A 19,920-nucleotide genomic window follows, 5' to 3' on the forward strand; every position below is an offset into this window, starting at 1 on the left:
CAATCGTCCAGGGTGGGCTGGTGGTGGTAAATAAAACTAGTCATGTCAACTACGTTGGGTTGATTCAGCAACAATCCGGTTTCGGCACAGCGAATTCAATGCAATATTTCACCATCCCTCCGAGGGGCCCGCCGGGTCGTCGAGCACCCAACGTCCTTCCAGCTCCGGGAACTCGGCTCGAACCTCGGGCAGCAGGTCGCGCAGTGTCAGCAGCACCGAATCCGGTCGGGCCGAGACGAGTTCGGTGGGGGAGATGATCGGAATATCGGTGCCGGGCATCCGGCGTCCGTGTTTGGCAGGCGAGGCGTCGGCTACCGCCGCGACGAGTCCGCGGTGCAGGCCGGCCAGGCTGAACAGCGCCACCGCGCGGGAGGCAGCGCCGTAGGCGTACACGCGTTGTCCGCGTGCGGTGGTCGCTTCCAGCCATGCCCGCAACATTTCGGCATGCTGGTCGGTCGTGTGCTGGAGCCCCCGTAGGGCGGCAACATCGGTGTATTCCGCCTCCGCGGCCAGTACGGCCTGCACCGCTCGATCGGGCTCGACCGCACCGTGTACTGCACCGACCAGTACGGTTCCGCCGTAGAGGTCGAATTCCCACGCCGTCGCTACGCTCATGCCTGCCGACTTCAGCAATCGGACGAGTGCGGCCAGCGAATAGTAAGCAAAGTGTCCGTGCCTCAGCGCGTTCCACTGACCCGCCGAGACGATGGTGGCCAGCGAGTGGTACTGGATCAGCAGCAAACCGTCCGGCGCGGTGGCGGCGGCACGGTCCTTGACAGCCGCGGCCTGATCCGGTTCGTGCATGATGCCGAAGCAGTCGAGCACGATGTCGGCAGGCTCCGCGCTGGTGCGGAATCCGCGTTCGGCGAGCAGCGGTAGCCAGGTGCCGCCGTGCGGGCTGCCGAACTCGCGCACCGTGGTCCCGCGCAGCAGACCCGCCTGCGCGACCCGGGCGATCGCATCGGCGGCCTGATCGCGCAGCGCCTGCGGTTCCACGCCGCGCGGCTCCTCGGTGCGGGTGTCGTCGTCGGCCAGCTGTGCGAGCCCACACGCCTCGCACATATCCATGCGGAGCGGATGCGCGTCTTCCTCGACCCCGATCGCCGCGTCGGCGCTGGGGAAGTAGTCGGCGGCGGGCACGGCGCCGAGATCGAGCACCGTTGTCAGCCGGTCGCTTCCGCAACCGCGGCAAGGGCTACCGTCGGCGTTCACGACAGCCACAGTCGTGACACCATGGCCACGTGCGTATCGAGCCGACCGAACTCGCCGATGTCCTTGTCCTGGCGCCGGAGCCCTTTCGTGACGAACGCGGGCTGTTCACCAGGACTTTCGATGCCGAGGTGTTCGAAGCCGCGCTGGGTGTGCCCGGTGCCGCGGCAGCGTTCCTGCAGGACTCGCAGTCGCGGTCGATGCGCGGGGTGATCCGGGGCATGCACGGCCGCTCCGGGCGCGGCGAGGCGAAACTGGTGCGGTGCGCGAACGGCGCGGTGCACGATGTGCTTGTCGACATCCGGCCCTCGTCGCCGACCTTCGGGCAGCAGCAGTCTTTCCGGCTCGACGACAACGACTTCCGGCACCTGTACGTGCCGCCCGGGTTCCTGCACGGTTTTCAGGCGCTCACCGCAACGGCCGATGTGTGTTATCGCATCGACCGTCCGCATGATCCGACCGAGGACATCGGTGTCGCTTATGACGATCCGGACCTCGCCATCGGCTGGCCGTTGCCGGTCACCGTCGTCTCCGCCCGCGACCGCGCCGCGGGCAGTTGGCAGCACCTGGTCACACGAGTGCGGTGACACCCCGACCGCCGACCCGCCGCATCGAAGCGTCGAGAATCCCGGCGTCGCGAAGTTTCTCGAGGTGCGGCAGTCTGGTGAACCGGTGGAAAAAGTCGTCACTGGTGAGTCCCCTGGCTGTGTATTCCTGATACAGCTCTTGCGCGCCCGCCGGAATGGTCCATGCGGCATGGAAGCCGATGGCTTCGCGCGCGGCGGAGAAGTCGACGCGATAGGAGCGCGGATCGGCGCCGCTCTCCCCGGTGATGTTGAGCCGCGAACCCGGGACCGCGTCCACCACCGCCTGCGCGATGTCCGCGACGGTCAGGTTGTTGGCCTCGGTGCCGATATTGAACGCGCGGCAGTGAAGCGCCTCGGTCGGCGCGGTGAGGCAGGTCGCGAAGGCGGTCGCGATGTCGGCCGCGTGCACCAGTGGACGCCACGGCGTTCCATCGGAGAGCACCTTGACCTCCCCGGTGAGCACTGCGTACCCGACCAGATTGTTCAGCACGATGTCCGCGCGCAGCCGCGGCGAGAAGCCGAATGCCGTGGCATTGCGGAGAAAGACCGGAGTGAAGTCGGCGTCGGCCAGTGCTGCGACGTCGTCCTCGACGCGTACCTTGCTCTCGGCGTAGGGCGTGATCGGCTTCAATGGTGCGTCTTCGGTGACCAGCTCTTTGCCGGCCGCACCGTACACCGAGCAGGTCGAGGCATACAGGAAGCGCGCGACGCCCGCCGCTTTCGCGAGCCGGGCCAGCCGGACCGACGCGTGATGGTTGATGTCGTAGGTGATCTCGGGATGCAACGCGCCCAGCGGGTCGTTCGACAGCGCGGCGAGGTGGATCACCGCGTCGAAACCGGCGAGTTGCTCGACGGTCACATCGCGTAGGTCGACGGCGATGCCGGGCGGATCGCCGGGCAGCGCGCCGAGCACGCAATCGGCGAAGAACCCGGAATCGAGCCCGACCACGTCGTGCCCGTCGGCGCGCAGCACCGGAACCATCACGGTTCCGAGGTACCCCTGGTGCCCGGTGACCAGAACTCGCATGCTCATTTCCCTCCCAAATCGAGGACAACCTTATCGATCACGAATGCCTCGGCGTACTCGGCCCGGCACTGCACACCGCGCAGTCGGGCCAGGCCGGTGAACGCCTGCTCGTCGAACCAGTCGCGGCCTGCCTGCGACGGATAGTGCTTCAGCAGCAGCCTGGCCTTCGCCTCCGTGAATTCCGTGCTGACCGGGTGGAATACGGTCGGCTGCGGGGTATCGGTCTCCCACTTGAGGATCTCGTAGCCGAGTATCAGGTGGTTGCGGAACTCGGTGGGGACCAGCTCCGCGAGCAGCCGATGGTCCTGGTGGGCATCGCCGCGCTGTGGCGCGAAGACCAGATCCGGATCCGACTTGCCACGGAAGTGCTGCACGGCGTTCTTGATTCGATCCCAGTGCGCGGGCGCTCTGCCATCGGGAACATCGAGCACGGTGAGATCGAGATCGGCATTCGGACAGAATTCGGCCAGCGCCGTCTGCTCCTCGAACTCCCGCTCACTGTCGCCGCCGGAAATCACCAGGGCGCGGACCCGCAGACCGGGATGCTTCCCGGCCAGCGTCAGCAGGGTGGCGCCCATACCGATGGCGATGTCGTCGCAATGCGCGCCGAGCACAGCTATTTCGGTCAGCGGTGCGGTGGTCAGCGCGATCATGCGTCCTGCTTCTCCCACACCATCCACGGACGAACGCCGGTGCGATAGCCCGCGTCGAGCTCGGCGCGTTCTTTGAACGTGTCGGCGGGCTTCCAGAAGCCTTCGTGCTGGTAGCCGAACAACCGCCCCTGTCCGGCCAGGGCGCCGCAGGCGTCTTCGACGAGATCGCCGCCCGGCGGCAGCAGGTCGAGAACCTCCTGGGTGAGCACGAAGTAGCCGCCGTTCTCCCAGATCGGCATCCGCGACACCGGCATGATTTCTTTGACTTCGCCGTTCGCCGTCACGTCGACGCAGTGGAACGACGACTGCGGTGGTACGACCATCATCGATGCGGCGGCGCCGGAAGCGGTGAACTTCTCGATCATCTCGTCCAACGGCGCGTCGGTGAGGACATCGGCATAGTTGGCCAGGAAGGTCTCTTCGCCTTCGAGATAGGGGCGCACCCGGCGCAGCCGTTCGCCGATCGCCGACTGGACGCCGGTGTCGACGAAGGTGATCGACCAGTCGCTGATGTCGCTGTGCAGCAATTCGACACGGCCGTCACGGATCACGAAGTCGTTGGACACCGATTCCTGGTAGTTCAGGAAGAAGTTTTTGATGTGCTGGGCGCCGTAGCCGAGGCACAGGATGAAGTCTTTGTGCCCGAAGTGTGCGTAGTAGCGCATGACGTGCCACAGCAGCGGCCGGGGGCCGACCATCTGCATCGGCTTGGGGATCACGTCGTCGGTGCCGTCACGCATCCGCATGCCGTAGCCGCCACAGAACAGCACAACCTTCATCGCGCAGGCCTTTCGGTGTTTTGATTGCTCGGATCGGCGCCGGAGTCCAGCGCGGCGAAGTGCAGCGTGGGTAGTGGATAGACGAGCTGGGCGCCCCATTCGGTGATGTGGCGAAGCTGCTCGGTGATCTCGGCTTCGAGATTCCAGGGCAGGACCAGCACGACATCGGGCCGATCGTTGTCGATCCGCCCGGGCTCGTGGATCGGAATCCTGGTGCCTGGCGTGAACTTCCCGTGCTTATACGGGTTTCGGTCGACCGTATAGTCGAGCAGGTCTGGCCGGATGCCGCAATAGTTGAGCAGCGTGTTGCCTTTGCCCGGTGCGCCGTAGCCGACCACGCGTTTGCCTTCGGCGCGCTGTTCGAGCAGGAAGCGAAGCAGCTCCTGACGCACCGCGTCGGCACGGGGTTGCAGGTCACGGTAGCCGGCGACGTCGTGGAGACCGGCGGCTTCCTCGGTGCGGAGCACCTCGAGCATCCGCTCGCTCGGCCCGTCGGCGACCGCCTCGGGCCGTGCCCAGAGCCGAATCGAGCCGCCGTGGGTGGCAAGCAGTTCGACATCGACCAGCGTCAATCCGGCGGTGGCGAGGGCCCGCTGGGCCGAGAGCACCGTGTAGTACTGGAAGTGTTCGTGGTAGATCGTATCGAACTGGCCCAGGCGCATCAGGTTCAGCGCGTGGTGCACCTCGATGGAAAGCCAGCCGTCGTCGGCCATGAGCTCGCGCAGCCCGCGGGTGAAACCGCGCAGGTCGGGGACGTGCGCATAGACGTTATTGGCGACGACCAGGTTCGCGGGTCCGTGCTGGCCGCGGACCTTCGCGGCGGAATCCTCGTCCAGGAAAGCGGTCTCGGTGGGTACGCCTGCCAGCCGGGCGGCTGCGCCGACATTGACCGAGGGCTCGATCCCCAGGCACCTGATCCCCGCAGCGACTGCGTGCTGCAGCAGGTAGCCGTCGTTGCTTGCAGCTTCCACTATGAACGAATCCGGTCCGAGGCCGAGCTCTTCGATGGCGTGGGTCACAAAAGCTTCGGCATGCCGAACCCAGCTATCGGAATATGATGCGAAGTAGGCATACTCGGTGAATGTTTCCTCGGGCGTGATCAATGCCGGAATTTGCAGAAGGAGACACTCGTCACACAAACGCAGGTGCAGTGGGAAGGTGGGTTCGGCGAGATCGAGTTCGGCTGCGGCGAGGAACTTCTCGCACGGTGGGGTCGCGCCGAGATCGAGAACGCTTGATAGCTTATTGGAATCACAGAGTCGACAACGCATGCAGGCCCCACTTCTGCGGCTAGTTTGATCGCCCGGCGCATTACCGGCACGCCCCAGACGTCGGTGCGATCCAGTGAGACGTTACAACGAATCGCCTGCATGGCGATGCTGAAATCTTCTGGGTGATAGCGGTTTCTGGACCGATTTCCCCCATTAACGATCGGTAGCATCCGGGCAGTTACCGATAATGTCGGGGGCAATACTCTGATCGCGAAGCACGACCATTGGTGGCGCACGTGCTTCACCTGCTTGGTTGTCGCTACAACGACCGTCGGGTGATGGGCGGGAAGCTGGCCGTCCCGCTATTGGCTATCGCATGGAATACTTTGCGGCCCTTGTGATTCGATATGTGAAACAGATTGTGTTCTGTAACAATCAGCTTCTGGTCACCGACTGATGGAACACCCCAGGCGGTCAGGCTGAGCCGAGGGGACCGATCGATGTCGATCGGGGGCAACGAGTTTCTCTCCCAGGGGGAGGTGCGTCTTCTTATGAGCTTCGAGCTCACCGATGGCGACGATCTGGATGTATCCAGACCGCCGCTGACTTCGCCGCGCTCGGAACGTGAGCGCTGGCAGGCCGAGTATGTACGCCGCTTGGCGGCAACGGATTCAGTGGTCATCGCGGTCGCTGTCGGGTTGGCACAGGTCATTCGCTTCGGTGGACCGGTCGCACCGCCGCTGGCTTGGCCGATGCCTTATGAGGTCGGCTATGGAGTTGTCTCTACAACACTGGCTTTGGCCTGGATAATCTTTCTGGCTGTGTGTAATACCCGGTCACCACAGGTGGTCGGCATCGGCTCGGAGGAATACCGGCGGTTGGTCTCGGCCACATTGCGATTGTTCGGTTTCCTTGCCATCGCGTCGCTGATCTTCCAGATCGAGTTCGCGCGTGGTTATCTGGCGATCGCGTTGCCGCTCGGCTTGCTCGGGCTGATGTTCAGCAGGTTGCTGTGGCGGCTGCACGCGCGTGCGCGTCGCGGAGTCGGCGAGTACCGGACATCGGTCCTGGTGGTGGGTGGCGCCGAGGCGGCACAGGCGATGGCGACCGCGTTCTCGCGCGACCCGGACTCCGGCTATCAGGTGGTCGGTGTGTGCATTCCGGACGGGGTCAACGGAGCCACCGCGTACGGCATCGAAGCATCGGGGCGCACCTATTCGGTGGTCGGCGACGACCGGTCGGTACTCGAGGCGGTGCGTCGCAGCGGCGCCGACACCGTCGCAGTCACCGCGACCGACCATCTCGGCCCGGTCGAATTGCGCCGCATGGCCTGGGAACTCGACCCGATCGGGGTGGAACTGATCGTGGCTCCCGGCGTCGTGGACATCGCGGGCACCCGCCTGACAAACCGTCAGGTTGCCGGCATGCCGATGCTGCATATTGCGAAACCGCAGTACGACCGTGCCAAGTCGACCGGCAAGGCGGTGTTCGACGTCTGCTTCGCGGGCACGGTGCTGCTGGCGATCGCGCCGGTGATGCTCGCCATCGCGCTTGCGGTCAAGCTGACCAGCCCGGGGCCGGTGTTCTACCTGTCGGAGCGAATCGGGCGTGGCGGCAAGCCGTTCCGGATGATCAAGTTCCGCAGTATGTATGTCGATGCAGACAGCAATGTCGCCGCACTCATCGAGCGCAACGGCGGCAACCCGGTGTTCTTCAAGATGAAGGACGATCCACGCATCACGCCGATCGGGCGCGTCATCCGCAAGTTCAGCCTCGACGAGCTACCGCAGTTCCTCAACGTGCTCGGCGGTCAGATGAGCGTGGTCGGGCCGCGCCCGCAGGTGCAGCGCGAAGTGGACTCCTACGACGGCAACATGCGCCGCAGGCTGTTGGTAAAGCCGGGGGTCACCGGGTTGTGGCAGGTCAGCGGGCGATCGGATCTGTCGCTGGAAGATTCGGTGCGACTGGATCTTTCCTACGTCGAGAACTGGTCGATGGTGTTGGATCTGCTGTTGATCGCCAAGACCATCGGCGCCGTGGCCCGCGGCGAAGGCGCGTACTGAACGGCCCTGGTCAGGATGGCCGCCGGGCCGGGAATTCGGCGGCCAACTCCTCGAAGACCGCGGTGTTCATGGCAAAGGCGCGCTTGCCTTCGTCGAGCACCCTGCGGCGTTCGAGCTCGTCGAAGGGCAGTTGATCCAGCAGGGCTCGGTATTCGCGCTTGAAGGCGGCCGGGTTGCCGACGGCATCGAAGACGTAGAAGCGCACGCCATCGCCGCGATGCGGCAGGTTCCAGAGTTTTTCGGCGGTGCCGCGGATGACCTGTCCGCCGGACAGGTCGCCGAGGTAGCGGGTGTAGTGGTGGGCGATGTAGCCGGCGGGCCATTGGTGTGCGCACTCGACGATGCGGGCGGCGTAGGCGGCGGTCGCGGGCAGCGGTTGCAGGTCTTCGCGCCAGGCCGGCCCGATCAGGTGGATGAGGTCGCGTTCCAATTCCGCGGTCCTCGCCAGTTCCGGTCGGATGAACGGACCCGCTACCGGATCGTCGGAGAGGTGGTTCCATCGCCCTTCGAGTGCGCGGTAGATGAACCAGAGCTGACCGGTGTAGCGGTGATAGGAGTCCACACCGAGCGCGCCGCCGAGCATGTCGCTCATGAACCGGGAGTTCTCGGCCTCGGTGTGCTGTTCCTCGGTGGCGGTACGGATCGCCGTCGAGAACGGAATTGTGTCCGACATGTCCGAAACCACCTCGCTATCTCGCGGGCTTCCGCTGTATGGCTACCCTAACTAACCGGTACGACGATACCGGGTCACCGCCGAAGTCGCACGGGAGTCCCGCAACGCGGCCCGGAAGCCGCGGTCGGCTCGGCGGCGTCGCACGATCGGCCTGCGCAGTGCACCGAAGCGACTCAGGATCCGTGGCCTGCGCACTGTGCGGTCGAACCATTCGCCGAGGGTAACGCCTGCGGCCAGCGCGCAGCCGACACCGATGGCCGCGAGCAGCTGGTTGGCGCCGATCAGCAACTCGTCGTTGAGCAGCGCGTAGAGACCGCGGTACACGCTGAGTCCCGGCAACAGCGGCGTGATGCCTGCGACCGCGACGACCAGCGGCGGTGTCAATGCGCGACGCGCCATCAGACCACCGGCGAGGCCGACCAGGGTGGCGGCTACGCCGGAGGAAACCACCGGTCCGAAACCGGTCTGCTGTACGAGCAGATAGCAGATCGTGCCCGCGGCACCGCTGCACGCGGCGGCGGCAAGGGCCCGGCGCTCGGCATAGCAAGCAAGGGCGAAGGCCAGCGCCGCGACCGCGCCCGCGATTACCTTCACCGCGAGGTCGGTGATGTCGCGGCTGGCTAGATACACCGGCGGAACCGTGGCGCCGACGAGGTCGCCGATCCGCAACGCGACCGTAATGCCCGCGATGATGCCGCCGGTCATCATGACGACCTCGAGCATGCGCGCGGACGCGGTGATCGGCGCGCCGGTGATGGCATCCTGCACCGCGCCGACCAGCTGTAAACCGCTGAGCAGCACGGTGATTCCGGCCGCGATGATCAGTGTCGGGTCGACATCGATGTGCAGTGGCCCGGCCAGTGTAGCCAGCGCGACCGCGGGTGCGGCCGCGATGGCGCCGCCGACCATGTGCTGGAAGAAGAACGGCAGTCCGAACCGATTGAGCACCCGGTTGGCCCGGTCGATCGCCAGGGTGGTCGCGAAACTGATTGCGGCGACGAGCACGCCGCCGCCGAGCAGGGCCGCAATGGCCGCGGCGAGCAGTGACCAGCCGAAGGTGGCCATCCAGCGGTGATAGGGATGCGGGGCCGAGGTGATGGAGTCGAGCGCGGCACGCGCGTCCTCCGGGGCGACCACTTCGTTGCGGATGCGGCGCGTGAGTCGATCCACGGCGGCCAGCCTGGTGAAGTCGAGCGACCGATAATGCACGATCCGCATGGTGCTCGCGGGCGGCAATTCCGGACCTCGATCGGCCCAGATCCTGATCGCGTCATAGGTGACGTCGATGCTGCAGCGTGACAGCCCGTAGGTGGCGGCGATGAAACGCACCTGAGTGGTCGTGTCGATGACACCGGTGCCCGATGCCAGCACCACTTCGCCGACGCGAACGGCGAGATCGAGCACCTCGGCGACGCGGGCGTCGTCGGTGAGATCGATCGGCTGCAGCGGAGTCGGGGCAGCGACGATGGTGTCGGCGGTGGCCTGGCGGTCGGCGACCAAGCGCCCGACGGCCTGACTCACCACCGGAATTCGCGGTGGCCGACGCCACCATCGGGCGCGTCGCCCGCCGAGTTCATCGATCCGCGGATCGACGTCTTCTCCTCCCGAAAGTGCGTCAGAGCCCATGACCGCGAACCTAGTCATCTCGAGGTGTCGGCGTCATCCGCGCTGTTCGCGGCGGGTGTGTCGGTTCTCGTTCGGTGCGGCATCAGCCTTGGTCCTGTCCTGAAAAGGTGGTAGAACTTGTTCTAATTCAGCGATGGGAGCGCGTACGTGCGGTACGGAATTGTGTTGTTCACCAGTGACCGGGGCATTACGCCCGCTGATGCGGCAGCAGCCGCCGAACAGGCCGGCTTCGATGCCTTCTACGTGCCGGAGCACACCCATATCCCGGTGGTCCGTGCCGCGGCACATCCGCGCACCGGCGATGCGAGCCTGCCCGACGACCGTTACCTGCGTACGCTCGATCCGTGGGTCGCGCTGGCCACCGCTGCCGCCGTCACCAGCAGGATCACCCTGTCCACCGCGGTGGCGCTGCCCGCCGAGCACCATCCGATCACCCTCGCCAAAACCCTCGCCTCGCTGGATCACTTGTCCGGCGGCCGGGTCAGCCTGGGCGTCGGATTCGGTTGGAACACCGACGAACTCGCCCATCACGGGGTGCCCGCCGGTAAACGCCGGACGGTGTTGCGCGAGCATCTGGACGCCATGCGGGCCCTCTGGTCGGAGGAGGAGGCAAGCTTCGCCGGACAGTTCGTGAACTTCGGTCCGAGCTGGTCGTGGCCGAAGCCGGTGCAGAAGCACATCCCGGTCATCCTGGGTGCGGCGGGTACCGAACAGTCCTTCACCTGGTTGGCAAAGAATGCCGACGGCTGGCTCACCACGCCGACCGAGGAAGGTCTGGATACCAAGATAGAACTGTTGCACCGGGTCTGGCGCGAACACGACCGTACGGGAACCCCCGAGGTTATCGCGCTGGCCGGACGGCACGATGCCGCCCAGCTCGCGCAGTGGGCCGAATTCGGTGTCACCGAGGTGGTTTTCGGCCTGCCGGACCGCGACGCAGACGACGTGCGCGCCTATCTGACGCGGCTGGCAGGAAAGCTGGGCATCGAAGCAGCCCGCTGACACCAGCGCTGCCACACCTATCTTCCGCCCGCCGCACCGGGGTAAACCCGGTGCGGCGGGCGGACTCTCGTGCTAGCCGCGACGCCTGCGTGCGAAGAACCAGCCGCCGACCACACCGAGCACGCCGACGCCCACCGCCCCGACAATGGCCACCACGATCAACGTCGACGACTTCGAGTCGGTCGCGCTCGCCACGCTCGCGGCCTCGGGAGTGCGGCCGCCGGTGGATTTTCCGCCGCCGGCAGGTGTGGTGTTCTCGCCGAACACGCCGTCGGTGGCCGAGGTCGAATACTTCGGTCCATCCTCTTGGGCGCCGGACACGGTGAGATCCAGGCGAATCGGGACCGGGTTGGTTCCGCCTTCCTCGAAGGTCGAGCCCACTTTGACCGCGATGTAATACCAGCCGGCGACCGCCTGCCGGCGAATGTCCAGGTCGTCGGCCTTGCGGTTGTTGTACCGGATCGGCACGGTCGCCAGCGCGGGCTTGTTGGACGGCAGCATATTGTCTGTACCGGTGTAGGCCGCGAAGTCCTCGTCGATCTCCTCACGGATGGGCGAGTACAGGGTGGTGCGGATATTCGAGATGCCGCTCAGGCCGCGGTTGCCGTTCTCGCCGTAGTGCACCCGATACGCCAGCCCCTGTCCCCAGTTCAACCGCACGCGGTAGAAGACGAACTCGCCCGGCCGCAGGGTGTCGGCGTAGCTGCCGCTGCCGGTCAGGGTGGAGGCGACATTGAACGAGCCGCCGCCGGTCGCCGTGGTGCGGGCACCGGTCGGCTCGGTGAAGGTCGTCTCGGGCCGGACGGCCACCGGACCGGGATCGGTTGCGGCGGGCTCGATTCCGACGAGCAATTCGATCGGCAGTCGTTCCGGTACCCCGTTGGAGACGTGATCCCAGGTCAGCGCGAAGTAGTACCGGCCGCCGCCCTTACACTTGTCGAAGCTGCTGCCGTCCTTGCGTTCCTTGGTCGCACCGTCGAACGCTTTGGCGACGGTGAGCGCTCCACCGTCACTCGACTTGGTTGTCATCTCGGATTCGAAGACGTTGCAGTCCTTGCCATCTGCGCCGTAGACGCGCATTTGGAGGGTATTGATGTCGTCGGTGGACGAGATGTTCGGCAGCCGCGGGAACGACAGCGTGCCGCTGAAGTAGGTGGTGGCGCCCGCGGGCACATCGACGGCCCAGTAGCGCTTTTCTTTCTGGCCGATGGTGTCCAGGTACTGACCCGCAGTGGCAACCGGTGCCGTGTCGTAGCCGGCGGTGCCGGTGATCGGCGCCCCCGCCGCCTTGTAGTTGCGCAGCGCGGCCGCGCTGACTCGTGGCAGCGTCCGCTCGAGCGTGGGGCCGTCGGCCGCGTCGGTGTAGGTGCCGCCGGTGGCCTGGGCCATGCAGGTGAGCTGGGCGCGGGCCTTGGCGTCCACGGCGAAGCCGATCGCGTGCATCACCAGGTCGAGGCCCTGCTGCTTCAATTCCCTTGCGACCTCACACGGGTCGGGCGGGGAACAGGTGTCGTCACCATCGGAGACCAGCACGATGGAGCGTGGTCCGGACTTGGGCAGTGTCGCGGCGGCTTGGCGCAGCGCGGTGCCCATCGGTGTCCAGCCGCTCGGCTTGATGCCGTCGACCGCGCTGGTCAGCGCCGCCTTGTCGAGGGTGTCCGGCTGGTGCAGCACCTGCACGTCCCGGCACCCGGCCGGCTTGTCGGACTCGGCATTCCCGGTGCTTGTGCCGTAAACAGTCAGCCCCACCTTGGATTCGGCGGGTGCCGAGCCGACGAAAGTCCGTACGGCGTTCTTGGCGGCATCCATCATGGTGCCCGCCGGGTCGGGACGCTGCATGGAACCTGATGCGTCCAGGATGAGCATGGTCGGCGCGTATTGAGGGGCCTGCTGTTGGCCCTCCTCCGCGTGGGAGGGTACGGCGGCAATGGAAAGGCTTGTCAGCCCGATAGCTAGCGCCGCGGTGAGCCCGGTCAGTCGCTTGGTAACTCTCGACATGGTCCTCGTCTGCTTGGTTCGCCTGCTGTATTGCGAGTTGGACATTACAGACAGCAACCAGTCGGTTCCCTTGTTCAAAAGCTCACCGGCATAACAAATCGTTCATCGCTGCTGGTTATCGCACCAGGTCGGCGCGTGCGCGACGACCCACCAGGAGCGGGAACCCCTGGCGGGTCGCCTCGCGATCAGCGTAGGTCGCGACGGCGGAAGGCGGCGATGCCGACTGTCAGCAACATGGCCGCGATCCCGAGCAGCCACAGCACCGGGGCCGCGTGGAAGGCCGCGCCAGGCAGCTTCGGCGGATGGACGAACGGCACCAGGTCGACGAGCCACTGCGGCAGTCCGTCGAGCGAGCCGAGGAAGAAGATCACCATCATGACGCTCAGAACGCCCCAAGCGACCGGCGTGAATCGTGGCACTATGCCGTAAATGGCCACCGCAATTCCGGTCACCACCCACACCGCGGGCAGCTGAACCGCCGCCGCGCCGAGTGTGTCGCCCAGCTTGGCGGCCAGGTCACCGTCCATCGCGCCGTATACGATGCCGATCGCCGCGCCGGCGATCATCAGGACTACCACCGGACCGAGCAGTGCGAGACCGATGTGACTCACCGCGTACCGCACCCTGCTCACCGACCCGGCCAGGGTCGCCTCGGCGCGCTGACTTGACTCCTCCTCGTGCAGGCGCAGCACCGCCGAGATGGAGTAGGCGGCCGCCGCGACGGCGAGCATGGCGATCGCGAAGGTGATGAAGGAATTCTGTAGGACATCGGTGCCGCCGACCCGGGCTAGCATGTCGCGGATCTGTTGGCTGTTATCGAGCATCTTGCCGACGGAGTCGAGGGCGCCGCCCATCAACATGCCGTAGAGGAGGAAGCCGACGGACCAGGCCAGCAGTGAGCCGCGCTGCAGCCGCCACGCCAGCCCGGTCGGTCCGGACAATGTCGGCGCCGCGACCGGCGGGCCGGGGCGCTCCGCGAGCAGCCCCGAGCCGGTGTCGCGCCGGCTCAGCAGTACATAGGCGGCCGCGGTGGTGAGCACGGCAACCGCCGCGAGCGGAATCAGCACCCACCATCGTTCATTCGCGTACGGCCGCATCTGGATGCACCAGCCGAGCGGTGAAAACCAGGACAGCACACCATTTCCCGCGTCGCCGACCGCGCGCAGCGCGAACGCGGACCCGAGCGCGCCGAACGCGACGCCGCGTGCGATTCGCGCGCCGGTGCTGACCTGGGCGGTGACCGCGGCGACACCGGCCCAGGCCAGACCCGATGCGGCCAGCGCCGACCCGAAGGCCAGCGAACCGGTGGCAGGCAGGTCGTTGGCGGTCAGCAGTAGCGTGCACAGGATTCCGGCGACCAGACAACCTGCCGCGGTCATCAGCATGGCTGCAGTGAGTCCGGCATAGCGGCCGATGCTGGTCGCGCCGACCAGCTCGGCGCGTCCGGTTTCCTCTTCGACCCTGGTGTGCCGAATGACGGTGAGGATCGTCGCGATCGCGATGATCGCGAAGTAGGGCCCGGCCTTCCACAGGGCGATCGAGCCGAGTTCGGTGCTGAACACCGGTCCGTACATGGCGACAAGCGCCGGGCTTTCGGTGATGGACTTGGCGTAGTTGTCGAGCTCGGCTTGGGTGTCGTAGACACTCTTGGTGCTCGCGACGTAGAAGGCGGGCAGCATGCCGAAGGCGAGTACCCACAGCGGCAAGACGATTCGGTCGCGGCGCAGAAAGAGGCGAAGCAACTTGGCGGTACCGGCGAAGTCGGCCGAGCCGCGCACGGCCGGGGCCGCGTGGTGCCTGCCGGCGGTGATGGTGGTCATGCTCGCACCTTCTCTCCGGAATGCGTGGCGGCGGTCCGCGAGTCGTTGCCGTCGACGTGGTAGTGCCGCATGAACAGTTCTTCCAGCGTCGGCGGCGCGCTGACGAGGCTGCGTACGCCGGTGTCGCCGAGCACTCGGATCAACTCGCCGAGGTGCTCACCCTCCACCTGGCAGCGCAATCTCGAACCGTCGAGTTCGACATCCTCGACGCCGGGGATGCGGGTGAGATCGCCTGGGTTGCCGAGCAATTCGGCGGTGATGGAAGTGCGCGAGAGGTGTCGCATATCCGCCAGCGAGCCGCTCTCCACGGTGCGGCCGGCCCGGATGATGGTCACCCGGTCGCACAGCACCTCGACCTCGGACAGGATGTGGCTCGACAACAGGACTGTGGTGCCGCGCTGGTTGGCTTCCGCGACGCATTCACGGAATACCTGCTCCATCAACGGATCCAGACCCGAGGTCGGCTCGTCGAGCAGCAGCAGGCGCACGTCGGAGGCGAGCGCCGAGATCAACGCGACCTTCTGCCGGTTGCCCTTCGAATAGGTCCGCGCCTTCTTGCGTGGATCCAGGTCGAAGCGTTCGATCAGCTCGGTGCGCCGCTGTTCGTTGATGCCGCCGCGCATTCTGGCGAGCAGGTCGATGGTTTCGCCGCCGGAGAGCGACGGCCATAGTGTGACATCACCTGGTACATAAGCGATTTCGCTATGGAGGGCGACCGCATCGGCCCACGGGTCGCGGCCGAGCAGCGCGACTTTCCCTGAGCTGGCACGCAGGATGCCGAGCAGGATCCGGATCGTGGTCGACTTGCCGGCCCCGTTGGGGCCGAGGAAGCCGTGGATTTCACCTTCGCTGACCGTGAGATCGAGTCCGTCGAGCGCGGTGAAGTGGCCGAAGTTCTTGTGCAGATCATGAACTTCGATGATGTCGGACATCAGGTCTCCTTGGTGAGTGTGTCCAAAATCGAGGGGTCGGTGAGCAGGCCCTGGGTGTAGAACTCCAGGGCAGGTGGTGTGAGCTCTTCGGTGAGCTCACGGGTGATCTTGCGGAAGTCGAGCTTCTCGCCTCGTTGTTGACGCATCTGCACGTAGAGCAGGGTCGCGCCGAGGTTGAGCATCATCAGATATCTGGCGCGCGCAGCCGGGTCTCGGCTCGGCTTGATGCTGCCGGCGTCGACTCCGGCCTGGATGTACACCTCAGCATCGGAAACCATGTGCTCGAAAAGGGATTCGGCCAGTGGGCCGCCCGATTGCAGGCTGCGCACCATGTAGGCGACCAGCGGTCCGTATTCCTCGATGTCGGCCAGCGCGGTGAGCATGCCTTTCGCGATGCTCGGTGCAGTGGCAGCCTTGGCCTTCTCAGTCCTGGTCAGCTCCAGCACCCGCTCGTCACAGGCGGCCCGCAGACCGTCCTTGGAGCCGAAGTGATGGTTCACCAATCCGGGGGAGACGCCGGCGGCGGCGGCGATGACACGGACTCCGACCTGGAATCCGTGCTCACCGAACACCTCGATCGCGGCATCGCGAATTCGGGCGGCGGTCGTGAGATCTGAGGTCTGTGTCACGGCGAATTCTATCTCGGCGGGTCTTTGCGGTAGGGCTCTTCGGTTAAACGCATGTTCAATACATTAAACGACCGTTCAACGAGGGGCAAGAGTTTGGTGCAGGATGTCGTGTCAACTGTCACGGTTTGCCCGGGCCGGGGCGGGCTAATGTCGAGTTATGACTACCGGCACCGCATCGACGGCAGATCACCTTCGCGCAGCACTCGACGGACCATGGGGCGCGGTCCGGGAAGAGGCCCGCGGCCGGCTCGCGGACGAGAAATTCGCCGGAGACCCCTACCTCGAGTACAAGGCAGCGCGGGCGCGGGTCCTCGACCAGATGCGGGCCATCGCGACCATGGGGATCGCCGAGCGTGGCTTCCGGCTGGAGAACGGCGGTACCGGAGAACCCGGCGCGGCCGTCGTCGCCTTGGAGATGCTGGCATACGCGGACCTGTCACTGTGGGTGAAATCGGGTGTGCAGTGGGGCTTATTCGGCGGTGCCGTGGAGAACCTCGGCACCGAACGCCACCGCGATGTGGTCAAGGCGCTGCTGTCGCTGGATCTGCTCGGTTGTTTCGCGATGACCGAATCCGGGCACGGTAGCGACGTCGCCAACCTCGAGACGACCGCAACCTACGATCCGGACACCCAGGAATTCGTCGTGCACTCGCCGACGCCGTCGGCGCGCAAGGACTACATCGGCGGTGCGGCCGAACACGCAAGGATGGCAGCGGTTTTCGCGCAGCTGATCACCCAGGGCGAGGGCCGTGGCGTGCACTGTCTGCTTGTCCCCATCCGGGACGAGCACGGCAATGATCTGCCCGGCGTCACCACCTACGACGACGGGCTCAAGGGCGGGCTGCCCGGTGTCGACAACGGGCGCATCGTGTTCGACCAGGTACGGGTGCCACGGGAGAACCTGCTCAACCGATTCGCCGATGTAGCTCCGGACGGCGCCTACGACACCGAGATCGAGAATCCGAGCCGCCGCTTCTTCACTACCCTCGGCACCTTGGTGCGCGGTCGAGTGAGCGTCGGCGGCGCCGCGGCCGCCGGTGCGCGGGTCGCGCTGAGCATCGCGACGAGGTACGCGCTCGAGCGGCGTCAGTTCTCCGACCCGGACACCGGCCAGGAGACGCTGCTGCTCGACTACCGCAGTCACCAGCGCCGGTTGCTGCCGTTGATCGCCCGGTCCTACGCGCTGGCCTTCGCGCAGAACGATCTGGTGCGCCGTATGCATCTCGTGCAGACCGGTCAGGACCTGGACCCCGGCTCGCAGCGGGCGCTGGAGACGCGGGCCGCGGGCCTGAAGGTCGCGCAGACCAGGCACGCGACGCGCGCCATCCAGGAGTGCCGCGAAGCCTGCGGCGGCGCAGGCTATCTCATCGAGAACCGGCTGGTCACGCTCAAAGCCGACACCGATGTGTTCACCACCTTCGAGGGCGACAATGTCGTGCTGACCCAGCTGGTGGCCAAGGAACTGCTCACCGCCTATTCGGATGAGATTCGTGAGCTCGATGCGCTCGGCTGGGTGCGCTTCGCCGCGACCATGGCCGGCGACGTGGTGCGCAAGCGTTCGGGTGTGCGCCAACTGATCCAGACACTGCGCGACCGCGGTGACGACACCGTCGACGATGCCGATGTGTCACGCCGCTCGGTGCAGTTGCAGCTGTTCGCCGACCGTGAGGACTATTTGGTCCGCACCGCAGGCCACCGGCTGCGCGCACGCGCGAAGGACACGACTCCGTTCGAAGCGTTCAACAACGCGCAGGACCACATCCTCGCCGCGGGCACCGCGCACATCGATCGGTTGATTCTCGAGGAATTCATCGAAGGTATTGCGGGCATCGAGGATCCGGCGGCACGCGACCTCGCCGAGACGGTCTGCGATCTGTTCGCGTACTCGATGCTCGAGGAGAATTCGGCCTGGTTCATCATGCACCGGTTCATGTCGGTCGAACGCGCCAAGGCTGTGCGCAGGGGAGTCAACGAGCTGGTCGACCGGCTGCGCCCGGACGCGCTCACGCTCGTCGAAGGCATGGGTGTGCCGGAAGGTATGTTGCGTGCGGCGCTGCTGTCGGACGCGAGCGTCTTCGATCGGGCGGGCCGCAGCGAGGCGCCGGTATAGGACGGCCGCGGCTTGGGGCTGGGTCGCTAGGCGTGCAGCCGCGCCGCCGGGTGTATGCGTTCGGTCCGCAGGAGAAACCGTTCGGCCGGCCAGCACAGCGCGGTGACCATGGCGATCGCGGCGGCCGCACCGCCGAGGATGTCGGTCGGTAGGTGATAGCCGAGACCGATCATGCCGACAGCCGCGCAGAGCATGGCGAGCACACTTGACCCGAGTGTTGTCGCCCGCGCCCTCGGCATATCGGTCAGCAGCACGAATGCAGTGGCCACCGCGACCAGATGCACCGTGTGTCCGCTCGGATACGCGAGGTAATCGTGCAGCGGCCGCTCCCACAGCGGTTTGAGCAACCAACTGTTGACCGCGACGGCGAGCTCGGGAACCACGACCATCGTTGCCGCACGCCACCACAGGCCGCGGTAGGCGAACCAGCAGGCGGCCACGAGCAGCAGTGGTATCACGATGTAGCCGTTGCTCGGGATCACGAGGGTTTGGTACACGCCGGGATGGTTGTCGAGCGCCGAGTGGATCGGCGCGGCAAGGTCGCGATCGAGGTCGGTCGGCCCGTCGTCGTGCGGAAAACTCAGCGGCAGACTCACCGTGACCACAGCACAGAGCAACACGAGGCCCAGCCGGAATGCGGTAGGCCAACCGAGTGCCTGTCGTGTGGTGCTCACGCCGACGACGATAGCCAGCGGTCGTGGTGGATCAGCCGGGCCCGTAGGTCAGGATCGCGGTGACGACGAACCAGAGAACCCACGCGAGGCCGATGACCATACCGATCGCCAGCGTGATCCGCATGAACGCCCTACCGAGGTCCATATCGCCCGACTCTCGCGGATACAGCTTCCACGGGCTGTACCACGGCGCCTCGATCACCAGGGCGGGCGAGTGCGCTTCCCGCTCGGCCATCGCCAGTTCCTCGGCGTAGGCCTCGGCCTGGGCCTGCTGGGGGCCGCCGTGCCAGAGCGTAATGTCGATCGGGCCGATGAACCCCTCGTTCAGCAATTCCTGCGGCGCGGGCAGATACGGCAGGATGCCCAGGCTGCGGAAGGCCACCGCGACATCATTGGCCGTCCACAGTTGCTTCTCGCTCTCGGCCAGGGTGTCGAAATAGTGGCGCAACCTGCCGGGGTCGGTACCGAGGATCACATCGAAGCTCGGGTCGCTCCACGCCTGCTGTACCTTCAGCGCGGCACCGCGCAACGGGACGATCAGCGCGACGCCGTGCACCGCGCGCTGGCCGAGGCCGCGCGCGGCCAGCCAGGTCTGCAGGGCGAAGGTGTGCTCGCGCGACTTCTCCAGTGGGGTGCGCCGATCCCGGCCCTCCATGGCGACCGGCTCACCCGAGATCGTCCATGCGCCGTTGAGCGGGATTTCCAGCACGCCGTCCTGGCGGGCGACCAGCGCCTCGGCCTCGATCACCACGCAACTGGTCGGTGTCCAGACCACGGCGTCGAACTGGTGCAGCCGATCCTTGTGGAACAGACTGCAGTTGATTGTCGCGACACCGTGCGGGCTTGCCGGGTCCTTCCAGGTGCGCAGCCAGTCGATCAACGCCCGTTCGGCGTTGGTGCCTGCCGGATTCTGCACTCGCACGAGCA

17 protein-coding genes are annotated in these 19,920 nt (G+C 66.1%); 4 read left to right on the forward strand and 13 right to left on the reverse strand.

Annotation, left to right across the window (positions count from 1 at the left end; genetic code table 11):
* Positions 1-108: 108 nt before the first annotated feature.
* Positions 109-1,212: a class I SAM-dependent methyltransferase gene (locus ACLMAL_RS02750; protein WP_411997624.1), complete on the reverse strand. Its 1,104-nt coding sequence runs from the start codon at positions 1,210-1,212 to the stop codon at positions 109-111.
* 29 nt (positions 1,213-1,241) lie between these two features.
* Between ACLMAL_RS02750 and rfbC the strand changes: the two genes are divergently transcribed.
* Positions 1,242-1,796, forward strand: a complete 555-nt coding sequence (gene rfbC / locus ACLMAL_RS02755; protein ID WP_411997625.1) for a dTDP-4-dehydrorhamnose 3,5-epimerase — start codon at positions 1,242-1,244, stop codon at positions 1,794-1,796.
* Here the strand turns inward: rfbC and ACLMAL_RS02760 are convergent.
* The 4 genes from ACLMAL_RS02760 to ACLMAL_RS02775 are packed head-to-tail and all read right to left on the reverse strand — an operon-like array spanning position 1,780 to position 5,526.
* Positions 1,780-2,823: an NAD-dependent epimerase/dehydratase family protein gene (locus ACLMAL_RS02760; protein WP_411997879.1), complete on the reverse strand. Its 1,044-nt coding sequence runs from the start codon at positions 2,821-2,823 to the stop codon at positions 1,780-1,782. The genes rfbC and ACLMAL_RS02760 overlap by 17 nt on opposite strands.
* A gap of 2 nt (positions 2,824-2,825) precedes the next feature.
* Positions 2,826-3,476: a PIG-L deacetylase family protein gene (locus ACLMAL_RS02765; RefSeq protein ID WP_406229654.1), complete on the reverse strand. Its 651-nt coding sequence runs from the start codon at positions 3,474-3,476 to the stop codon at positions 2,826-2,828.
* Entirely contained in the window at positions 3,473-4,255 is a 783-nt protein-coding gene (locus ACLMAL_RS02770; RefSeq protein WP_411997626.1) for a glucose-1-phosphate cytidylyltransferase, read from the reverse strand. Before ACLMAL_RS02770 ends, ACLMAL_RS02765 begins: the two co-directional genes overlap by 4 nt.
* Positions 4,252-5,526 carry a methyltransferase domain-containing protein gene (locus ACLMAL_RS02775; RefSeq protein ID WP_411997627.1) on the reverse strand — a complete coding sequence of 425 codons (1,275 nt, stop codon included), beginning with the start codon at positions 5,524-5,526 and terminating at the stop codon, positions 4,252-4,254. The genes ACLMAL_RS02770 and ACLMAL_RS02775 overlap by 4 nt, the downstream gene beginning before the upstream one ends.
* 491 nt (positions 5,527-6,017) lie before the next feature.
* On the opposite strand from ACLMAL_RS02775, the gene ACLMAL_RS02780 reads away from it, so the two are divergent.
* Positions 6,018-7,529 (forward strand): sugar transferase, encoded by a 1,512-nt coding sequence (locus ACLMAL_RS02780; RefSeq protein ID WP_411997628.1) that lies wholly within the window; start codon positions 6,018-6,020, stop codon positions 7,527-7,529.
* A 10-nt stretch (positions 7,530-7,539) separates the two neighbouring features.
* Here the strand turns inward: ACLMAL_RS02780 and ACLMAL_RS02785 are convergent, their stop codons facing one another.
* The gene (locus ACLMAL_RS02785; RefSeq protein WP_411997629.1) at positions 7,540-8,202 is read right to left on the reverse strand and encodes a heme oxygenase (biliverdin-producing); all 663 of its coding nucleotides are present in this window, start codon (positions 8,200-8,202) and stop codon (positions 7,540-7,542) included.
* Positions 8,203-8,253: 51 nt separating this feature from the next.
* Positions 8,254-9,828 carry a threonine/serine ThrE exporter family protein gene (locus tag ACLMAL_RS02790; RefSeq protein ID WP_411997630.1) on the reverse strand — a complete coding sequence of 525 codons (1,575 nt, stop codon included), beginning with the start codon at positions 9,826-9,828 and terminating at the stop codon, positions 8,254-8,256.
* Positions 9,829-9,975: 147 nt separating this feature from the next.
* Here ACLMAL_RS02790 and ACLMAL_RS02795 point away from each other — a divergent pair, with 147 nt between their 5' ends.
* Positions 9,976-10,830, forward strand: coding sequence for a TIGR03619 family F420-dependent LLM class oxidoreductase (locus ACLMAL_RS02795; protein WP_328412986.1), 855 nt, complete (start codon positions 9,976-9,978; stop codon positions 10,828-10,830).
* Between the two features lie 72 nt (positions 10,831-10,902).
* Here ACLMAL_RS02795 and ACLMAL_RS02800 read toward each other — a convergent pair whose 3' ends face one another.
* The 4 genes from ACLMAL_RS02800 to ACLMAL_RS02815 all read right to left on the reverse strand — a co-directional run bounded on the left by ACLMAL_RS02800 (position 10,903) and on the right by ACLMAL_RS02815 (position 16,209).
* Positions 10,903-12,828, reverse strand: a complete 1,926-nt coding sequence (locus ACLMAL_RS02800; RefSeq protein WP_411997631.1) for a vWA domain-containing protein — start codon at positions 12,826-12,828, stop codon at positions 10,903-10,905.
* A gap of 185 nt (positions 12,829-13,013) precedes the next feature.
* Positions 13,014-14,648, reverse strand: coding sequence for an ABC transporter permease (locus ACLMAL_RS02805; RefSeq protein WP_411997632.1), 1,635 nt, complete (start codon positions 14,646-14,648; stop codon positions 13,014-13,016).
* Entirely contained in the window at positions 14,645-15,580 is a 936-nt protein-coding gene (locus tag ACLMAL_RS02810) for an ATP-binding cassette domain-containing protein (protein ID WP_411997633.1), read from the reverse strand. Before ACLMAL_RS02810 ends, ACLMAL_RS02805 begins: the two co-directional genes overlap by 4 nt.
* Positions 15,580-16,209, reverse strand: a complete 630-nt coding sequence (locus tag ACLMAL_RS02815) for a TetR family transcriptional regulator (RefSeq protein WP_411997634.1) — start codon at positions 16,207-16,209, stop codon at positions 15,580-15,582. Before ACLMAL_RS02815 ends, ACLMAL_RS02810 begins: the two co-directional genes overlap by 1 nt.
* Before the next feature lie 157 nt (positions 16,210-16,366).
* Here ACLMAL_RS02815 and ACLMAL_RS02820 point away from each other — a divergent pair, with 157 nt between their 5' ends.
* Positions 16,367-18,319 carry an acyl-CoA dehydrogenase gene (locus ACLMAL_RS02820; RefSeq protein ID WP_411997635.1) on the forward strand — a complete coding sequence of 651 codons (1,953 nt, stop codon included), beginning with the start codon at positions 16,367-16,369 and terminating at the stop codon, positions 18,317-18,319.
* Between the two features lie 26 nt (positions 18,320-18,345).
* Here the strand turns inward: ACLMAL_RS02820 and ACLMAL_RS02825 are convergent, their stop codons facing one another.
* Both ACLMAL_RS02825 and ACLMAL_RS02830 read right to left on the reverse strand, forming a co-directional pair.
* Complete coding sequence (locus ACLMAL_RS02825; protein ID WP_411997636.1) at positions 18,346-18,993, reverse strand: phosphatase PAP2 family protein; 648 nt, start codon at positions 18,991-18,993, stop codon at positions 18,346-18,348.
* Positions 18,994-19,024: 31 nt separating this feature from the next.
* Positions 19,025-19,909 carry a nuclease-related domain-containing protein gene (locus ACLMAL_RS02830; protein WP_411997637.1) on the reverse strand — a complete coding sequence of 295 codons (885 nt, stop codon included), beginning with the start codon at positions 19,907-19,909 and terminating at the stop codon, positions 19,025-19,027.
* Positions 19,910-19,920: the final 11 nt, after the last annotated feature.

Origin of the sequence: Nocardia sp. CWNU-33, assembly GCF_046764895.1 — a bacterium.
Taxonomy (GTDB): domain Bacteria; phylum Actinomycetota; class Actinomycetes; order Mycobacteriales; family Mycobacteriaceae; genus Nocardia.